The organism is Sulfurospirillum diekertiae (assembly GCF_011769985.2).
GTDB classification, from domain to species: domain Bacteria; phylum Campylobacterota; class Campylobacteria; order Campylobacterales; family Sulfurospirillaceae; genus Sulfurospirillum; species Sulfurospirillum diekertiae.
The window spans coordinates 1,542,742-1,560,004 of the sequence record NZ_CP039734.2; the positions used below are offsets into that span (position 1 = coordinate 1,542,742).

A 17,263-nucleotide genomic window follows, 5' to 3' on the forward strand; every position below is an offset into this window, starting at 1 on the left:
GAAAGCCCACGCACCTTTGGCGCTTAGATTTTTTACAAATCGAGTTTTGCAAGCAGTCTAAGCATTACACACATTTATCACACAAAATTTATTGCGGTAGTTTTGCTTCCATCATTGCTTTAAGATCACTGTCTAATGAAGCAAGCGGAGGTAAAACAATGTTGGCAACAAGGTACAAATCGCCTTTTGATTGATTTTTGCGATTGAGTGCGCCATACTCTTTAACTCTAAATTTTTGTCCGTTTTTCGTATCTTCTTTGACTTTTAATGTAATCTCTTTATAGAGCGTATCAACTGCTATTTTACCGCCAAAAAGTGCTGTTTTAAGAGGAATATCAATGCTCTTAACCAAATCATCTCCATCGCGTGTGTATTCAGGACTATCAGCAACTTCCACACTTAAGATTAAATCACCTTTTTGACCTTGATACGATTTACCTTTATCTTTAACACGCATCTTTTCACCATTTTTAATGCCTGCAGGAATCTTCACATCAAAGCTGTCATTGTTGTAGGAGAGTGAGTGCTTTCCACCCAAAATAGCAACATTAAAAGGAATAATAATTTTGGCGCTTACATCCAAATCAGGTTCACTATAACCTCCAAATCCACCGCCGAAACCTGCATTTCCAAAACCACCGAATCCACCTTGTCCAGCACGTCCACCGCTACTAAAACCACCAAATCCGCCGCCACCGCCGAAGATACTGCGCAAGATATCGTCTAAATTAGCACCGCCACCTTGTGAATTGGCAAAATCATGGAAATTTTGGCCGCCAAACATGTTATCGCCATATTGATCGTATTGTTGGCGTTTTTGAGCATCACTCAAAATTTCATACGCAGCGTTAATCTCTTTAAATTTTTCTTCTGCCCCTGCATCTTTATTAATGTCTGGGTGATATTTGCGAGCTAAACGTCGATAGGCTTTTTTGATCTCTTCCGCACTTGCGTCTTGAGAGACGTCTAAGGTCTCATATAAACTCTTACTCATGACTTTAACCTTGTATAAATATTTATAGTGATTATAACACAAAACTTTAGTCTAGGTCAATCAACTTACTCTCTGTTTTCTTAATATTTACTTTATATTTACCTCTCTCCTTTATAATGCTTACTAAGAAACTATTAAGGAGTTTATCCATGAAAAAGATTGTTTTTTTATCAATAATCGCATCGCTTTCTCTTTTTGGAGCGACCATAGAAATTGCTCAAATGCCTAAAGATTCTCAGCATGTTGATGCTACATCTCCTAATGTTATACTCTCATACAATAATGCTATTAAAGAGATCAAGAAGAGTGTTGTTAACATCGCAACAACGAAAAAAAGTAAACAAAATGACCAACTCAATGAACTTATGCAAAATCCGTTCTTTAAAGACTTTTTTGGAAATCGTATCCCTGAACTGAAACAGCAGGAACGTAAATCACATTCACTGGGTTCTGGTGTTGTGATCTCTTCTAATGGTTATATCGTTACCAATTATCATGTTGTTGAAGGAGCAGAGGAGATTCTTATCACGCTTCCCGATGATGAAAAAGAGTACAAAGCAAAAGTAATTGGGGAAGATTCTAAAACCGATCTTGCCGTTGTAAAAATTGATGCCAAAGATTTACATGTCGCTCAATTTGGTAACTCATCAAATCTACTTGAAGGAGATGTAGTTTTTGCCATTGGTAACCCATTTGGTGTAGGTGAGACCATAACGCATGGTATTATCTCTGCACTTAACAAAAATAACGTTGGACTGAATCAATACGAAAATTTTATCCAAACAGATGCCTCTATTAATCCTGGAAACTCTGGTGGAGCATTAGTCGATAGTAGAGGTGCTCTTATTGGTATTAACAGTGCCATTCTTTCTAAAAGTGGAGGCAATAATGGTATCGGTTTTGCCATTCCTTCTAACATGGTGCAAAAAATTGCAACAACACTGATCGAAACGGGGAAAATCGAACGAGGGTTCATGGGTATATCAATCGCTGATCTCACCAATGATCTGAAAGAATTGTATGACAATAAACAAGGTGCACTGATCTTAATGATCGAGAAAAACTCACCTGCTGAAAAAGGTGGACTTCAAGTCTCTGACCTTATTATTGAAGTTGATGGTATAAAAATCAAAAACGCTAATGAACTTAAAAACACTGTTGCTGCTATCGCTCCTGATAAAACCATTACAATTACCTATGAACGTGATAAAAAAGAGAAATCAACTAAAATCAAACTAGCAAAAATGGAAGCAGACCAAACGACCAATAGTAATGGCGATGCTAAATCAACCACGTCTAGCCCAGTTGAGGGACTAAGCCTTTTAGAAATAAACGATAAAACAAGAGCCCAATATCAAATACCCAAAGAGATAGAAGGTGTACTTATCTTGGATGTCAAAGAAGATTCCAAAGCAGAAAAAATAGGCTTTCGAGAAGGTGATATCATCATTCAAGTAGAACAAATGCACATCACATCTCTTAAAGATTTCAATAATGCTCTTAAAGAGTATAAAAACAGTAAAAAACGCGTTGTCATTAACCGTCAGAATTACCGTGCCATCCTTGTTATGCCCTAATATTTAGGAGGCATTTGCCTCCTAAATCAGCTATAATATCCTTTACATGTAAGGAGTGGGCGTATGACACATATTTTGATGATCGAAGATGATTTGGAACTTGCTGAAATTTTAATGGAGTATTTAGAGCAATTTGATATCGCTATTACGATTGCAGATGATCCCTACTTAGGTCTTTCAATACTTGACACCCAAAAATTTGATCTTATTATCTTAGACCTTACCCTTCCAGGAATTGATGGACTTGAAGTATGCAAAGAAATTCGAAAACGTCACACCATTCCTATTATTATTTCATCAGCACGGACAGATATTACTGATAAAGTCACTGCTCTTGAAAATGGAGCTGATGACTACTTGCCAAAACCCTATAACCCAAGAGAGCTACAAGCACGTATTATGAGCTTATTACGTAGGCAAAAGGGAGTTGTTGCTACCGAACAAAGCATTCAAAAAATCAAAGATCTGATTTTGAATGAAGAACAAATGATTATCATCTTACAAGGAAAGACACTTCATTTGACAGCTGCAGAGTACGGCATACTTGGTTATTTAATGAAAAAAGAAGGCGGTGTTGTCTCACGTGAAGAACTTATCTATAATATTGAGGCCATTAGCGAAGAGACAACCAACAAAAGTATTGATGTTATTATTGGACGTATTCGTCAAAAACTTGGTGAAAACCCCAAAGAGCCCAAATACATTCATGCCGTTCGTGGCGTAGGATATAAGTTTTTACAATGACTAAATCTTCCATTTTTTACAGCATTACCTTTATTTTTGCCATCAGTATCGTGAGTATTTTTTTAGCATTACTCTTTTTATTGGAATATGACAAACAAAGCTATACCGATAAGCTCAATGCAAAATATTCTATTATCGCGCGTGCAACACTCTTTCATCTCAATAATTTTATTACCAATGATGAACTGAAAAGGCAGGTACAAGGGTACCAAATGCGTGAAATTACGGATAAAGAGACACAAACACTCATCATTCAAAATGCGCAAGTAATCCAAAAAATTTCTGATCGTATTGGTACCAGTGCCATTTTGCGCTACGATAATAACCACTATCTACATATTGAAACAAAATACTCTTCACTACTCCTGAAAGATGAAGATTTTCAACCTTATCGTTATGATCTCATTAAAACAATCTTTGGCGTTGTTTTTGCCATTATTATTGTTGCTTATATTTTAACCATTCGTAAACTAAAGCCTCTGCGTAAGCTTAAGCGTCAAATGGACCGTTTTGCAAAAGGGGATCTTGATATTAATTGTAAAACGGATGGTGAAGATGAAATTTCTCAGGTCGCCAATTCATTTCATAATGCGGTTGAACAAATCAATAAGCTTAACCACTCAAGACAGCTTTTCTTACGTAACATTATGCATGAGCTCAAAACACCTATTACGAAAGGACGGATTAGTGCTGAAATGCTTGAAAATGGGAAGCAACGCGATCGTTTAATCGGTACATTTGAAAAACTTGAACTGCTTATCAATGAGTTTGCATCAATTGAGCAGATTACTTCAGGCGAAGGTCTCAAAAACATCAAACCTTATCGCTTGGTTGATATGCTTGATGAAGCTATTGATCTTGCAATGATTAATCCAAAACAGATCGAAATTGATATGATTGATGATGAAATTATTTTACATGTAGACTTTAGACTTTTCACCACTGCTATGAAAAATGTCATTGACAATGGTATTAAGTACTCTATTGATCAAAAGATAAGAATTATGGCAACTAAAGAAAAAATATCTTTCATCAGTCAAGGCAAACCTCTTACTTACGACCTTGAACATTATCTTGAGCCTTTTGTACAAGAAAAAAATTCACATCAAAGTTTTGGCCTAGGGCTTTACATTGTGCATCATATTGTCAAGGCGCACCACGTTAACTTTACCTATGAACACAAAGATGGCTATAATTATTTTAATTTTGAACAAATCGAAACGCTTGCATAAATTTTAGAGTACAATTAAAATAAATCAGAATAATCAAAGGAGTTATCATGTCTGGAATTGCTTTTTCGAAAATCAATCTAACAAATCTTATTGACCATCATATAGCACTATTAGAACGTTTTGGTATTAAAGATGAAGTTCCTTTCTCCTTGATTTTCTTTTCTCTTGAAGACCGTAAAGAGATTGATAGTTTAGAGATGTTCCAACGGATTTTAAGAAGAACAGATGCTATCTTTAATCATAGTAATCATTATGTCGTTATGCTGACAGGAACTGACTGGAATGGTGCAACAGAAGTACTTTCTGGTATTCAAAGCTTTTTAGATCAAAAACCGTATGATAATGTGGTTACTTACCCAGACGATGGGCTAGATGCTAAAACGCTTTTACATAAACTCAATAATATCGTTGAAGAGAACTGCAATATTACAACGGATTTATTTCAGTAGGCTTTTTAAGCCTACTGAACATCTCATTTTACTCGTTTCTTAAGGTATCAAGTACATTAATTTGAGTTGCTTTATGCGCGGGATAATAGGAAGAGAGCGTTACAATAAAACTAGTTCCAATGACGATAAGCACAAAATCAAGCATTGAAAGATCTAATGGTAATTTAGCTGTTCCATAGACATCTGCTGGTAAAGAGATAATATCAAACGAACCTAGCACAAAAAGTGCCAACCCGCCAAGCAAAATACCAAACAGCATTCCTCCACCTCCAATCACAAGTCCTAAATAGAAAAAGGTATTTTTGATCTCTTTTTTATACGCACCCAAGGAGAGTAATAAAGCAATTTCTTTACGCCTATTCATAACTGTCATTAAAAGCGAGCTAATAATATTTAAAGAAGCAATTAAAATAATAAGCATCAAAACAATAAATAAAGCCCTTTTCTCAAGCGCTAAAGCTGCAAAAAAGTTACCATTCATCTGCCACCAACCCACAATGCCTAGATCATCAGGGAGAACTTTACGAATTTTTTCAATATCCACAAATGGTTCGTCCGAATAAATATGAATCCCATCAAATTGACCAACTTCATACTGCATCACTTGCGCTAATGAATCAAGTGTTGTATACATATAAGCTTTATCATACGCCATTAAGCCAGAACGAAATGAGCCCTGAAAATTAAAACGTTTCATTTTAGGAATGAGGCTCATACCACCAGGATCATTTTTGGTAAAGATAAGTGTTGCTTTTTCATCTTGTGCAAAAAGATGTGTTTTAGCAATTTCACTCCCTGTAATCAGATCATATTTATCGAGCGTCTTTCCTTTAATAGCTTCAGCAACAATTGCATTAATTTTTGCTTCTTGTTCAAAATTAACACCAAAGAGCATGCCGCCTTCCAAACGATTACCTTTTTTGATAATCACTTGTGTCGAGATATAAGGACTAAATTTAAGTTTTGGAAACTGCTCTTGCAGTGCATTGAGTTGAGTTTGATCGACAGGAGAAAAACTTCGTGAATAGATAGAGAGTGGATAATTCATGGTAAAGAGTTTTTTTTCAAACTCTTTATCAAATCCATTCATAATCGCCATAGCAACCATAAGGACTGTCAATCCAATAGCTACGCCAAAAAAAGCAAGAAGTGAAATAACCGTAATAAAAGGTTGTGACTTGTCAAAACGTAAATACTTTTTGACAAGGTAAAAACTAAGATTTTTTTGCACGCTAGGCCCTTATGCTAAAAGCCCTTTTTTAGGACCACTCTTACCACAACATTGTTTATATTTTTTACCACTTCCACACGGACATGGCTCATTACGTGCTGCTTTTTTATCTTTGTCATCTTCTTCATCTGCATAGGGGCTTTGATGTTGAAGTGTAGCATTGGCATTTGCCTCTTCCATTCTTCGGATCATCTCATCCATAGCACGCTTTTCTTCTTCTTCTTTGTTGTCACGAAGTTGAACAATATGCAATGTTCTAAAACATTCATATTTGATTTGTTCTACAAGCTCCATGAAAAGATTATAACTCTCTTTTTTATACTCAGTCAAAGGATCTTTTTGATTATACCCACGAAGACCAATACCTGTTTTTAAAATATCCATTTGGTATAAATGTGCTCTCCATGTATTGTCAAGAACCTGAAGGTATAAAATACGTTCAATTTCTTTACGTTGAGTCTCATCAACAACAGACATTTTGGCATCAAAACTCTCTTGAAGTTCTGCAACAATCACATCTTTCAGTTTTGTAAACTCTAAATTTTGTAAGTGTTGTGCATCAAATGAAGCATTTAATTCATCTTGAAGAATGGACACAAGGTGTTCAATGTTATATTCTGTTTCTGCAATTCCTTCGTAAATCTCAGCTTTATAAAGTAAATTTGTCACAAAATCCACGCGAATCTCTTTAATGCGTGTTTCAATATCAAAGTTAGGGTTTAAAAGATCATTTCTAAAGTTATAAATTGCTTTACGTTGTTTGTTCGCAACATCATCATATTCCAAAAGGTGTTTACGAGATTCAAAGTGAAGTGCTTCGACTTTTTTCTGTGCATTTTCAACGGCACGTGTCACCATTTTAGATTCAATATGTTCACCTTCTTCAATCCCTAGGCGCTCCATAATTGCTTTAATACGATCACTTCCAAAAATTCGCAAAAGGTTATCTTCCAAACTTAAATAAAAACGGCTTTTACCATTATCGCCTTGACGACCTGAACGTCCACGAAGCTGGTTATCGATACGTCTACTTTCATGACGCTCTGTACCGATGATATAAAGACCTCCAAGGGCTTTAATTTCATCCTCAAGCTTAATATCAACACCACGTCCAGCCATATTGGTTGCAATCGTTACAGCGCCTTTGACACCTGCATCTTTAATAATTTGAGCTTCTTTTTCATGGTTTTTAGCATTCAAAACAGAGTGTGGTACTTTCTCTTTTTTCAACAGTGAATGGAGTAACTCACTTTTTTCAATGGATGCAGTACCTACAAGAACAGGTTGCCCTTTTTCATGGCATAGTTTGATATCTTTAATCACGGCTTCAAACTTTTCACGTTCCGTTTTATAGATAAGATCATTCATATCTTCTCTGCGCATTGGGACATTTGTAGGAATTGAGATTACATCAAGATTATAAATCTGCGCAAACTCGGTTGCTTCTGTTTGTGCAGTTCCTGTCATACCTGCGAGTTTATTGTAAAGTCTAAAATAATTTTGGAAGGTGATGTCTGCGAGTGTTTGAGACTCTTCTTTAATCATCACGCCTTCTTTTGCTTCTAACGCTTGGTGCAATCCTTCACTAAAACGTCGTCCTTCGCTTAAACGCCCCGTAAACTCATCGACAATAATAATTTCCCCATCACGTACCACATAATCAACATCAGCAACAAACAGATACCGTGCTTTAAGGGCTTGATCAAGATGATGCGATAGAACAGCATTGTCAAGGCTATAAAGGTTATCGACACCAAAAAGTTTTTCAGCATTACTGATGCCATCTTCAGTCATCAAAACAGTTCTATTTTTTTCATCAACCGTAAAATCTGCTTCTTTCGTAAGCTTTTGGGCAACACCATCTGCAATTTTATAGCCATCTAATGTACGATTGGCTGGACCAGAAATAATTAAAGGTGTTCTTGCTTCATCAATAAGAATTGAGTCCACTTCATCCACAATAACAAAATTATGGACACGTTGAACTTTTTCATCCACTGCATAACGCATATTGTCACGTAAATAATCAAATCCAAACTCGTTGTTCGTTCCATACGTAATATCTGCATCATATTGTGCTTTACGTTTAGCGTCATTGTCCAAATCATTGGTGACAATACCGACAGTTAAACCTAAAAAGTTATAGATACGGGACATATCAGCAGCATCTCTTTTTGCAAGGTAATCATTAACCGTTACAACATGAACACCTTCGCCAGACATTGCATTTAAAACAACAGGAAGCGTTGCCACAAGCGTTTTACCCTCACCTGTTTTCATCTCTGCGATATTTCCACCATGAAGCACTAAACCACCTACCATTTGTACATCAAAATGACGCATACCCGTTGTTCGTTTACTGGCTTCTCTCGTAATAGCAAAGACATCATTTAAAATAGTCTCAAGTGTTTTTGTTCCTGATCGAACGTCTGCTTTAAAAGCATTAAAGGCATCTTTTAAGGCTTCATCGCTTAATTTTTCATACACTGGCTCTAAGGCATTAATCTTTTGAACGCGTGCTTGAAGTTCTTTCACAACACGATCGTTTTTAGTGCCAAAAATTTTACGAACAATATTACTCAATAGCATCTGATTCCACCTCTATTTTCATTACTTTTATACTATTAACTTTTCTTAAAACTTGGGATTTTATCATACTTTTACTATCTATTTGATAAAACTCCATATCTTATTATCTTTATGAGGAGTAATTTATGCGATTTTTTTGGATGTTTCTCTGTTTGACAACACTCCTTTTTGCCAAAATTGATCACTTTAAAACCATTCAAAGTGATTTCACACAAAAAGTGACTAATGATCAAAATAAAACAATAACCTATGAGGGGATGTTTTACGCCACAAATGATAAAAAGGCACTTTGGATTTACGAAAAACCTGTGGCTAAAAAAATTTACTTCAACAATACACATGTTTTGATTATTGAGCCAGAATTAGAGCAAGCAATTATTACGACACTTGACAATACTCCCAATATTGCACAATTACTACAAGATGCCAAAGAGATCGCTCCCAATAAATATGTAACAAAATTTATGGACACAACGTATACGATCTTTGCACATAAAGAGAGTATTGACAAGGTTGTCTATCGTGATAAGTTAGATAATGCTGTTGAAATTAGTTTTTCAAACCAAACAACAAATCTTTTTTTAGATGAAGAGCTGTTCCGTGCCGAAATTCCAAGAGGATATGATGTCGTACGCGAATAATTTTTTTTAAAGATAAACGATTTAAATCTTTACATGTAAAGATTTAAATCGCATCAGAAGCTGCTGGTTTCCCAAAGAAATAGCCTTGAAAAAAGTGACATCCCATCTCTTTGAGCCGTTCAAACTGTTCTTTGGTTTCAACACCCTCCGCAATAACTTCCATATTGAAACTTTTACCAATAGAGATAATGGTCTCGACAATCAAAGCATCACTTCTATTGAGGATAAAATCTCGTACAAAAGATTGATCAATTTTTAGTTCATCAACATTTAAATGCTTCAAATACTGCAAACTAGAATACCCTGTCCCAAAATCGTCAACGGACAGAGAAACTCCTAACATTTTTAACTCACGAATCTTTGCCAATGCTTTAGCACTATCTCGAATCAAAAGACTTTCTGTCAATTCTAAACGAATTAATGACGGATTGATCTGAATTAATGCTAGTGTATTATGAACAATTTCTACAAAATCTTCACGCTCAAACTGTTTTGTGCTTACATTAATCGAAACACGCCATGTCGATTTTTTGACATCATTTTGCCAATATTTTACTTGCGCCATAGCCTCTTTTAAAACCCAATCACCTAAAGGAATAATCAAGCCAGATTCTTCACATAAAGGAATAAACTGCATAGGAGAAATCAACTCACCATTGACTGTCTTGAGGCGTATCAGGGCTTCAACACCTGTTATATTTGCATTAATATCAACTTGTGGTTGGTAAAATAAAACAAATTGTTCAGAATCAATTGCATCTCGAAGGTGTTGCAACATCGAAGATTTTTCTTCCATTATTTTTTGAATACGTGGATCAAAAAAACGAATGGTGTTACGACCATCCGTCTTTGCAGTATACATTGCGCTATCAGCATGACTTAATAATGTCGCGGCGTCCTCATCTCCATCAAAAAGACTAATGCCAATGCTTACGGTAATGTAACAAAGATAGGCATCAATCAAAAAAGGCTCTTTCGTTGCAAGGAGAATTTGCATTGCAGTATGTTCAGCTATTTTGGCAGCTTCTTCGATACTATTTGCAAGATTTGGCAATAAAAGAGCAAATTCATCACCCCCAAATCTAGCAACAATATCATGCTCTTTGGTAAAGTTTTCAAGGCGGCGTGCCATCATTATCAACAATTTATCTCCGGCAGTATGCCCTTTGAGATCATTAATGGATTTAAAATTATCCAGATCCATAAAAAGTAATGCACCATAAGTTTGTTTATGCTTGTTGGCACTAATACAAAGTTTAATTTGTTCTGTTAGTAGGATTTTATTGGCAAGATTCGTTAAAGAATCATAATATGAAAGTTTTAAGATATTCTCTTTTTGCAAAAATGAATTAATTGCAAAACCGATATCTCCCGCTAACTCTTCAATCATAGCACGTTCTTCAATACTAAACCCCTCTGGCATCGTTGTACAAATACTCATAATACCTAACGATTTTTGTGCAAATTTGTCACTTTGAAGTACTGTAATATAAGCTTCACTTACGTTATAGCGTACTATTGTTAGTTGACAACTGTGAGGTAAATTTTCACTCGTAGGAGTAAGAATACGAAATCCTCCTTGTGCAAAAATTTCTTTTTCGATTGGATTGATATCGTGTTCTTCATCAAAACCAAAAGACTCTTTTACATGTAAAGCTCCATTCTCATAGAGTGAAATCTTGACATGGGCAAAAGATTTATTTGCAAAAAGACATTTCGCTGTTTCAGATAACAACTCTTCTAATGTTTGAGTCGTAATTAAAATTTGATTACTATCAGCAACCGTACGAAGAACTGCGTAAAGGTGTTTTTGTTGAGCATACGATTTTTCAAGCTCACTACTTTTTTGAGTAAGCATTTTAGTTCGCTGCAACACCAATGTTTCAAGTTCTTTTTTCTGTTCAACATCACGCTTAGTCAACTCTTTAATTGCCATATACATTAAAACCAATAAACCAATCACCACCATTGAGCTAAATATGGTTTCTTTCCAAAAAAGTCCTATTACATCATCAAATAAAGTCTTTTTAGGAATTTTAATGCTGGTTAAACCTCGTACTTCACCTAATTTATAGCCATATGCATTATTATAACGTTTAGCAATATAAGGTAAAACTTCATTTTTTTCTCCATGGCAAACTAAACAATATGCCTGTATACGCAAAGGAGAAGCAAAAAAGAAAAACTCTTTTCCCCCTTTGTTAACCAGTTCAATTGTTTCATTTTGATCAGGGTTTTGGTTAAAGTACGTAATTGCCTTCATTTCGAGATCATCGGCTTGATTAACGGGATTGCGTGGACGATCAGAAACATTGTGAATCGTAATTCCTTGCATAGAACGCTTCAAAAACTCATCACTGATATGGGTTGAAGCATGAGCGGGAAGGAAACCTATTGTAGAGTCATTGAGATCAATGCCACTCTCTAAAAATTGCTGATGATAGACTAAACGCATTGCCATAAAGTAGTCTTGAAGCGTCTTGGCTTTGGAATAGGCACGAATTTTTGCTAGATCTTCGGCTTGCTGATATAAATAAGTGATGACAAAGGCATTGGCACATAAAACTAAAAAAGCCACTATCCAAAAAAGGCGTTTAGTTAAATTAAGTTGTCTCACTTAGCGGCTCCTTTTTTAATGTTCAGAGTCAGTTAAAGATTGTAATCAATTATAACTTAGATTGGTGTTATAAAGATTTGGGAATACTTTTTAAAAATAAATATCCAATGAGTCCAGAGAGAAAAGAGCCCAATAAAATCGCTAATTTATCCGAATAATGAAACAAATCCGTATCATTATAGGCTAACGTATTGACAAAAAGGCTCATGGTAAAACCAATACCTGTAAGAATTGCAACACCATAAAGCTGTTTATAACTGCTTCCACTTGGTAAAGATGCTAATCCACATTTAATGGCTAAAATACTCAAACCAAAAACACCTAACTGCTTACCTAAAAAAAGACCAAGCATAATACCTAAGGAAACATCTGAAAAAAGTGCATTCAGAGACACATCTTTAAGATCAACCCCAGCGTTCACAAAAGCAAACAGTGGAAGAATAATAAAAGCGACCCAAGAGTGAAGACTATGTTCCATCTCCTTGAGCATTGAAAAGCGTTTACCCTCTTTAGTCTGAGAATAAAGAGGAATACAAAAAGCAAGTAAAACACCTGCAATGGTTGCATGAACACCTGATTTTAATACACTCACCCACAAAACAACCCCAATTAAAATATATGCAGCTTTTTTGATAACGCGTAGGTAATTCATCATAGCTAATATAATAATAGCACATAAAGCTATAATAATGGATACTAATGATAAATTGCTGGTATAAAATAATGCAATGATAACAATGGCTCCAAGATCATCAATAATAGCCAAAGCCATTAAAAAAATCTTTAGTGATGAGGGAATACGAGAGCCCAAAAGTGAAAGAATCCCTAAGGCAAAAGCAATATCAGTCGCTGTAGGAATTGCCCAACCTTTCATAGAAAAAGAATCTGTATGATTAAAAAAAGTAAAAATAAGGGCAGGCATGACCATACCGCCAAAAGCGGCAATAGCTGGTAATGCTATTTGACTCTTGGAAGAAAGCTCACCTTCAAGAACTTCTCGCTTAATTTCAAGCCCAACAAGAAAAAAGAAAATAGCCATCAATCCATCATTGACCCATAGTAATAATGGTTTAGCAAGACCCAAAGAACCTATGCTAATTTGAACAGGCGTATGAAGAAAATGCGTATAAAAATCTGTTAAAAAGCTATTTTGACACAAAAGAGCAAGAAGTGTTACGATGATTAAAATAACTCCCGAAGAAGACTCTTTTTTAATGAACTCTTCTATCGTTGTAAACATAAAATCCCCTTTCTGATAGTATTTTTATACTAACATATTGAGGTAAATAGTTTATAAATACTGCTTATTTACCAAGGCAAAAACTGCTAAACATCTTCTCCAAAATCTCATCACGTTCAAAGGCAGTTGTGATCGATGATATACTATGAATGGCTTCATTGATATGAAAAGCAAAGAGCTCAAGTTCCCCTTCTCCAAGCAATTTGTAAGAGTTTAAAACATTTTCATGGGCTCTTTTAACAGCTTCAATTTGGCGTGCAGATGTAAGCATAATACTGTCATCAATTGTTGTTTGGTCTAAAAGTATTTCGAGTTTTTGAGTAAGCTCATAACTGTCATTTTGACATGAAAGTGCTATAAAATTTGATCCTAAATGTTGAGTATCAAATTGGTTTGGCAAATCAATTTTATTGAGGACCGTTAAAATTTGTTTTGACTCTACATAGTTTTGAAGTAATGTTAATATCTCTTTATCTTCGTTATCACATGGCATACTATTATCAAACAGAGCAATGACAATCTCGGACTCTTCAATCGCTGCGATGGAACGCTCAATGCCTATTTTTTCAATCACATCATGGGCTTGTCTGATACCTGCAGTATCTACAATACGCACTAAATGTGTGCCAATGCGTAGTTCTTCTTCAATCGTATCACGTGTTGTCCCGGCGATATCACTAATAATGGCACGATCATAACTAAGAAGGGTATTCAGCAGTGAGCTTTTGCCTACATTAGGTTTGCCTACAATGGCGATCTTAAAGCCTTGTATCAATCCTTGTCGGCGCTTACTACTCTCATAAGTTTTCAAAAGCTCTTTAGCGAGTATATCTAACTTTGCTCTGATATTTTCGATCATATTCAGAGGTAAATCTTCTTCGGCATAGTCAATATTTACTTCAACAAATGCAAGAATTTCAATCAATAACTCTCTTACATGTAAAACAAAATCTCGAAGTTCACCTTTGAGTTGGCGGGTAAGCATTTTAGCAGCATCCACACTTTTCGTTTCGATCAATGCCGCAATGGCTTCTGCTTCAGAAAGATCAATTCTGCCATTTAAAAAAGCGCGTTTCGAAAATTCGCCTGGATTGGCCAATCGTGCGCCATGATAAATGAGCGCTTCTAAAACAATCCCTGCAACAATACTGCCCCCATGGCATTGAAATTCAACTACATCTTCAGCAGTAAAGCTGTGAGGTGCTTTAAAATAGATCACAATGGCCTGATCAATCGCATCGTCGTGTGCATCGTATAAAAATGTGAGTGTGGCAAGACGTGGATCAAAGGTTTTTTTGTGAGAAAGTTTTTGAGCCAAAGCAAGGGCATCGGGACCACTGACACGAACAATCGCGATGGAACCAACCCCTGCACTTGTGGCAATAGCAGCAATAGTATCTATGCGGTTTTCCTATTAAAATCATTGACTACGATAAATTTACCACCGTCTTTGCCGGATTTAATACCGACATATTTTTCAGGAAACTGGGCGCGAAGTGCTTCAAGGGCAATTTTAATGAGAACACCATCTAAAATTTTTGTTTGGCCTTTGCCACTGTTTCGAATACGCTCAATAACTGGGGCGAGGTATTTATCAATCATTTCTTCTTGATTCTTCAAAAATTCTGCAATTTCAAGACGGATATTTAGACCATATTTAAGATTGATCCAGTTATAGAGCAAATAAGAAAGTGCTTTATAGCGATACCCTTCTTTACCAATGAGTAATGCTGCATCTTCACCACTGAATTCAATCAAGATTGTATCATCACTGTATTTTGAAATAATAGGACTTTCAAGGGTAAAACAACTGTATTTGAAAAGGTTTTTAATCTGCATACGAACTTCATCAATTACATCATTAATTTCTCGTTTTTCATGATGAAAATTTTGGTCAATTGCAGTAGAAACTATCGTATGCCTTGGCTCTTTTACAGACGTTTTGGCAACTTCAATTTTAGGCTCGATAATAAGAGCGGCTGTCTCTTTTAATGGAACAACAATAGCCGTTTCTGGTTCAACTTTTTTCTCCCCAGACTCACTTCTTGGAAACTCTTTTTTGCCTTTATTACGTCTATTTTTATTACGTCTATTACGGTCTCTTCTCTCATCATTAAAAGAGGAATCGGCTTCGTTATTGTTACTACTCTCTTCTTTACGTGGAGGAACAAATTCTTTACGATCGCGCTCTTCTCTCACCGGCTTCGTGCCTTTACGTTGCACTTCAATAATGGCACTTTTTTTAAAAAGCCCAAGAAATCCACTTGAGCCATTTTGAACAATATTAATATCTAAATCTACGACCGAACAAGACAACTCACTTGCAGCTTTAGAGTAAGCTTCTTGAAGTGTTGCTGCTTCTACTTTGATCATTTCTCGACCTTTTGCTCTTCATGTTTTTTTGCGAAAAGTTTATTGACATAAAACTGTTGTACGATAGATGCTACGTTGTTGGTAAACCAGTAAAGTGTTAAACCTGCCGGGAAAGTTACAAAGAAAAAAGTAAAGATAAGTGGTAAAAACTTCATAATTTTCTCTTGCATTGGATCAGTAAAGGTGGTTGGCGTAATGCGTTGATGTAAAAACATCGTGATACCCATAAGCACTGGAAGAATAAAATAAGGATCTTTAATCGCTAAGTCATGTACCCAGAAAATCCAAGGTGCCCCTTTAAGCTCAATGGCATTTTGAAGAACACGATATACGGCAAAGAAAACAGGAATTTGCAAAATAATTGGCAAACATCCGCCCATTGGATTTGCACCATTTTTCTTGTAAAGTTCCATCATATGCGTATTGAGCTTTTGCTTATCATCAGCATATTTTTTCTGCAACTCTTTCACTTTTGGTGCAAGCTCTTTAAGCTTATTCATAGAGACCATACCTTTATAGGTTAAAGGATAAAGCACTAAACGAACGGTAATGGTCATAGCAACAATCGCCCAACCCCAGTTACCAAAAATACCATGCAAAAAGGCAAGAAGTGCAAAAAGTGGTTTAGAAATAAACGTAAAGAAACCGTATTCAATAACATCTGTAAGTTCAGGACTAATCGCTTTGAGTTTAACATGCTCTTTAGGTCCGATGTAACCGCTGAGTTTAAAATCTTCTTCACCTTTAACAAATAAAAGTGGATTTTTATTTTGACCAACAGAAACAACACTCTCTAAGCCTTTATCAAGTTCATAAAAAAATGTCGTGTAGTATTTATCGGCCCCTGCTACAATTTTTGCATTTGCGAAGTGATCATCACTTTTAGCATCACCATCTGCAATCGTTTTAATGCTACCATCAGATTTTTTAATCAACACTCCATGAAAGGTATAACTGTCAACTGCCATGTTTGGTCTAACACCGGGAGAGAGGAAGTATTCATAAGGAGATGAAAGCTTTACATGTAAATCATATTTGCCTGAAGGGAAAAAAGTAATTGTTTTGGTAACAACAACACTGCTGAGGGTCTGTGTTAAAACAACACTACTCCCATTTTCACTAACATCAATTTTATCTTTGTCAGCGCTGTACGACATAACAAATGCATCTTCATTAATGGCTTTATCACTAAATCGAATTTCAAGGGGTAAAAGAGATTGAGAAGCATCGATAAGCTGAAAACGCTCACCCTTGTCGTCTTTATATTTGCCCTCTTCTAGATAAAACTTTGCAATTCTGCCAAGTCTGTCGATCTGAACTTCGTAGCCAGCCGCTTTAATTGTTGCAATAATTTCACCTACATTGGATGAACTCTTAGGAGCTCCAGCAACATCTACGCTACTCGCAGACTTTACGTCAGCAGGTGCACTGGCAGTTGTGGATGGCGTTGCATTTTGTTCAAGTGTTGTGGTTTCAGTAAGCGGAGGATTTTTGGGGATAAAAAAATGATCATACAGAGCAAAAAATAAAAATGATAATACAGTGGCAATAATAATGCGCATCTGAGGAGTGAGTT

13 protein-coding genes are annotated in these 17,263 nt (G+C 35.8%); 5 read left to right on the plus strand and 8 right to left on the minus strand.

The features are described from left to right. Positions 1-88: 88 nt before the first annotated feature. Positions 89-994 carry a DnaJ C-terminal domain-containing protein gene (locus FA584_RS07945; protein WP_096046794.1) on the minus strand — a complete coding sequence of 302 codons (906 nt, stop codon included), beginning with the start codon at positions 992-994 and terminating at the stop codon, positions 89-91. A 149-nt stretch (positions 995-1,143) separates the two neighbouring features. Between FA584_RS07945 and FA584_RS07950 the strand changes: the two genes are divergently transcribed. The 4 genes from FA584_RS07950 to FA584_RS07965 all read left to right on the plus strand — a co-directional run bounded on the left by FA584_RS07950 (position 1,144) and on the right by FA584_RS07965 (position 4,996). After that, positions 1,144-2,571: a Do family serine endopeptidase gene (locus FA584_RS07950; protein ID WP_167749085.1), complete on the plus strand. Its 1,428-nt coding sequence runs from the start codon at positions 1,144-1,146 to the stop codon at positions 2,569-2,571. Between the two features lie 63 nt (positions 2,572-2,634). Continuing rightward, positions 2,635-3,315 carry a response regulator transcription factor gene (locus FA584_RS07955; RefSeq protein ID WP_096046796.1) on the plus strand — a complete coding sequence of 227 codons (681 nt, stop codon included), beginning with the start codon at positions 2,635-2,637 and terminating at the stop codon, positions 3,313-3,315. Next, the gene (locus FA584_RS07960; RefSeq protein WP_096046797.1) at positions 3,312-4,547 is read left to right on the plus strand and encodes an ArsS family sensor histidine kinase; all 1,236 of its coding nucleotides are present in this window, start codon (positions 3,312-3,314) and stop codon (positions 4,545-4,547) included. Before FA584_RS07955 ends, FA584_RS07960 begins: the two co-directional genes overlap by 4 nt. A gap of 47 nt (positions 4,548-4,594) precedes the next feature. Continuing rightward, positions 4,595-4,996 carry a hypothetical protein gene (locus FA584_RS07965; protein ID WP_096046798.1) on the plus strand — a complete coding sequence of 134 codons (402 nt, stop codon included), beginning with the start codon at positions 4,595-4,597 and terminating at the stop codon, positions 4,994-4,996. A gap of 28 nt (positions 4,997-5,024) precedes the next feature. On the opposite strand, the gene FA584_RS07970 is transcribed toward FA584_RS07965, so the two are convergent. After that, complete coding sequence (locus FA584_RS07970; RefSeq protein ID WP_096046799.1) at positions 5,025-6,227, minus strand: ABC transporter permease; 1,203 nt, start codon at positions 6,225-6,227, stop codon at positions 5,025-5,027. Between the two features lie 9 nt (positions 6,228-6,236). Further along, the gene (secA, locus tag FA584_RS07975; RefSeq protein ID WP_210394434.1) at positions 6,237-8,810 is read right to left on the minus strand and encodes a preprotein translocase subunit SecA; all 2,574 of its coding nucleotides are present in this window, start codon (positions 8,808-8,810) and stop codon (positions 6,237-6,239) included. A 131-nt stretch (positions 8,811-8,941) separates the two neighbouring features. Between secA and lolA the strand changes: the two genes are divergently transcribed. Continuing rightward, the gene (gene lolA / locus FA584_RS07980) at positions 8,942-9,457 is read left to right on the plus strand and encodes a LolA-like outer membrane lipoprotein chaperone (RefSeq protein ID WP_096046801.1); all 516 of its coding nucleotides are present in this window, start codon (positions 8,942-8,944) and stop codon (positions 9,455-9,457) included. 43 nt (positions 9,458-9,500) lie between these two features. Here the strand turns inward: lolA and FA584_RS07985 are convergent, their stop codons facing one another. The 5 genes from FA584_RS07985 to yidC form a co-directional block, all read right to left on the minus strand. Then, positions 9,501-12,074 (minus strand): EAL domain-containing protein, encoded by a 2,574-nt coding sequence (locus FA584_RS07985; RefSeq protein WP_167749086.1) that lies wholly within the window; start codon positions 12,072-12,074, stop codon positions 9,501-9,503. A gap of 67 nt (positions 12,075-12,141) precedes the next feature. Beyond that, the gene (gene nhaA, locus FA584_RS07990; RefSeq protein WP_167749087.1) at positions 12,142-13,314 is read right to left on the minus strand and encodes a Na+/H+ antiporter NhaA; all 1,173 of its coding nucleotides are present in this window, start codon (positions 13,312-13,314) and stop codon (positions 12,142-12,144) included. A gap of 64 nt (positions 13,315-13,378) precedes the next feature. Then, positions 13,379-14,716, minus strand: a complete 1,338-nt coding sequence (gene mnmE / locus FA584_RS07995) for a tRNA uridine-5-carboxymethylaminomethyl(34) synthesis GTPase MnmE (RefSeq protein WP_167750605.1) — start codon at positions 14,714-14,716, stop codon at positions 13,379-13,381. Continuing rightward, on the minus strand, positions 14,713-15,687 hold the full coding sequence (locus tag FA584_RS08000) for a Jag N-terminal domain-containing protein (RefSeq protein ID WP_191342037.1): 975 nt from the start codon (positions 15,685-15,687) through the stop codon (positions 14,713-14,715). The genes mnmE and FA584_RS08000 overlap by 4 nt, the downstream gene beginning before the upstream one ends. Continuing rightward, complete coding sequence (gene yidC / locus FA584_RS08005) at positions 15,684-17,249, minus strand: membrane protein insertase YidC (RefSeq protein WP_245391485.1); 1,566 nt, start codon at positions 17,247-17,249, stop codon at positions 15,684-15,686. Before yidC ends, FA584_RS08000 begins: the two co-directional genes overlap by 4 nt. Positions 17,250-17,263: the final 14 nt, after the last annotated feature.

What these genes read in the sequence shown, in the direction of transcription:
- yidC (WP_245391485.1), bottom strand. Translation starts at nt 17,249, where the DNA reads ATGCGCATTATTATTGCCACTGTATTATCATTTTTATTTTTTGCTCTG.
- FA584_RS07960 (WP_096046797.1), top strand. Translation starts at nt 3,312, where the DNA reads ATGACTAAATCTTCCATTTTTTACAGCATTACCTTTATTTTTGCCATC.
- FA584_RS07945 (WP_096046794.1), bottom strand. Translation starts at nt 994, where the DNA reads ATGAGTAAGAGTTTATATGAGACCTTAGACGTCTCTCAAGACGCAAGT.
- FA584_RS07965 (WP_096046798.1), top strand. Translation starts at nt 4,595, where the DNA reads ATGTCTGGAATTGCTTTTTCGAAAATCAATCTAACAAATCTTATTGAC.
- lolA (WP_096046801.1), top strand. Translation starts at nt 8,942, where the DNA reads ATGCGATTTTTTTGGATGTTTCTCTGTTTGACAACACTCCTTTTTGCC.
- FA584_RS08000 (WP_191342037.1), bottom strand. Translation starts at nt 15,687, where the DNA reads ATGATCAAAGTAGAAGCAGCAACACTTCAAGAAGCTTACTCTAAAGCT.
- FA584_RS07950 (WP_167749085.1), top strand. Translation starts at nt 1,144, where the DNA reads ATGAAAAAGATTGTTTTTTTATCAATAATCGCATCGCTTTCTCTTTTT.
- FA584_RS07955 (WP_096046796.1), top strand. Translation starts at nt 2,635, where the DNA reads ATGACACATATTTTGATGATCGAAGATGATTTGGAACTTGCTGAAATT.
- nhaA (WP_167749087.1), bottom strand. Translation starts at nt 13,314, where the DNA reads ATGTTTACAACGATAGAAGAGTTCATTAAAAAAGAGTCTTCTTCGGGA.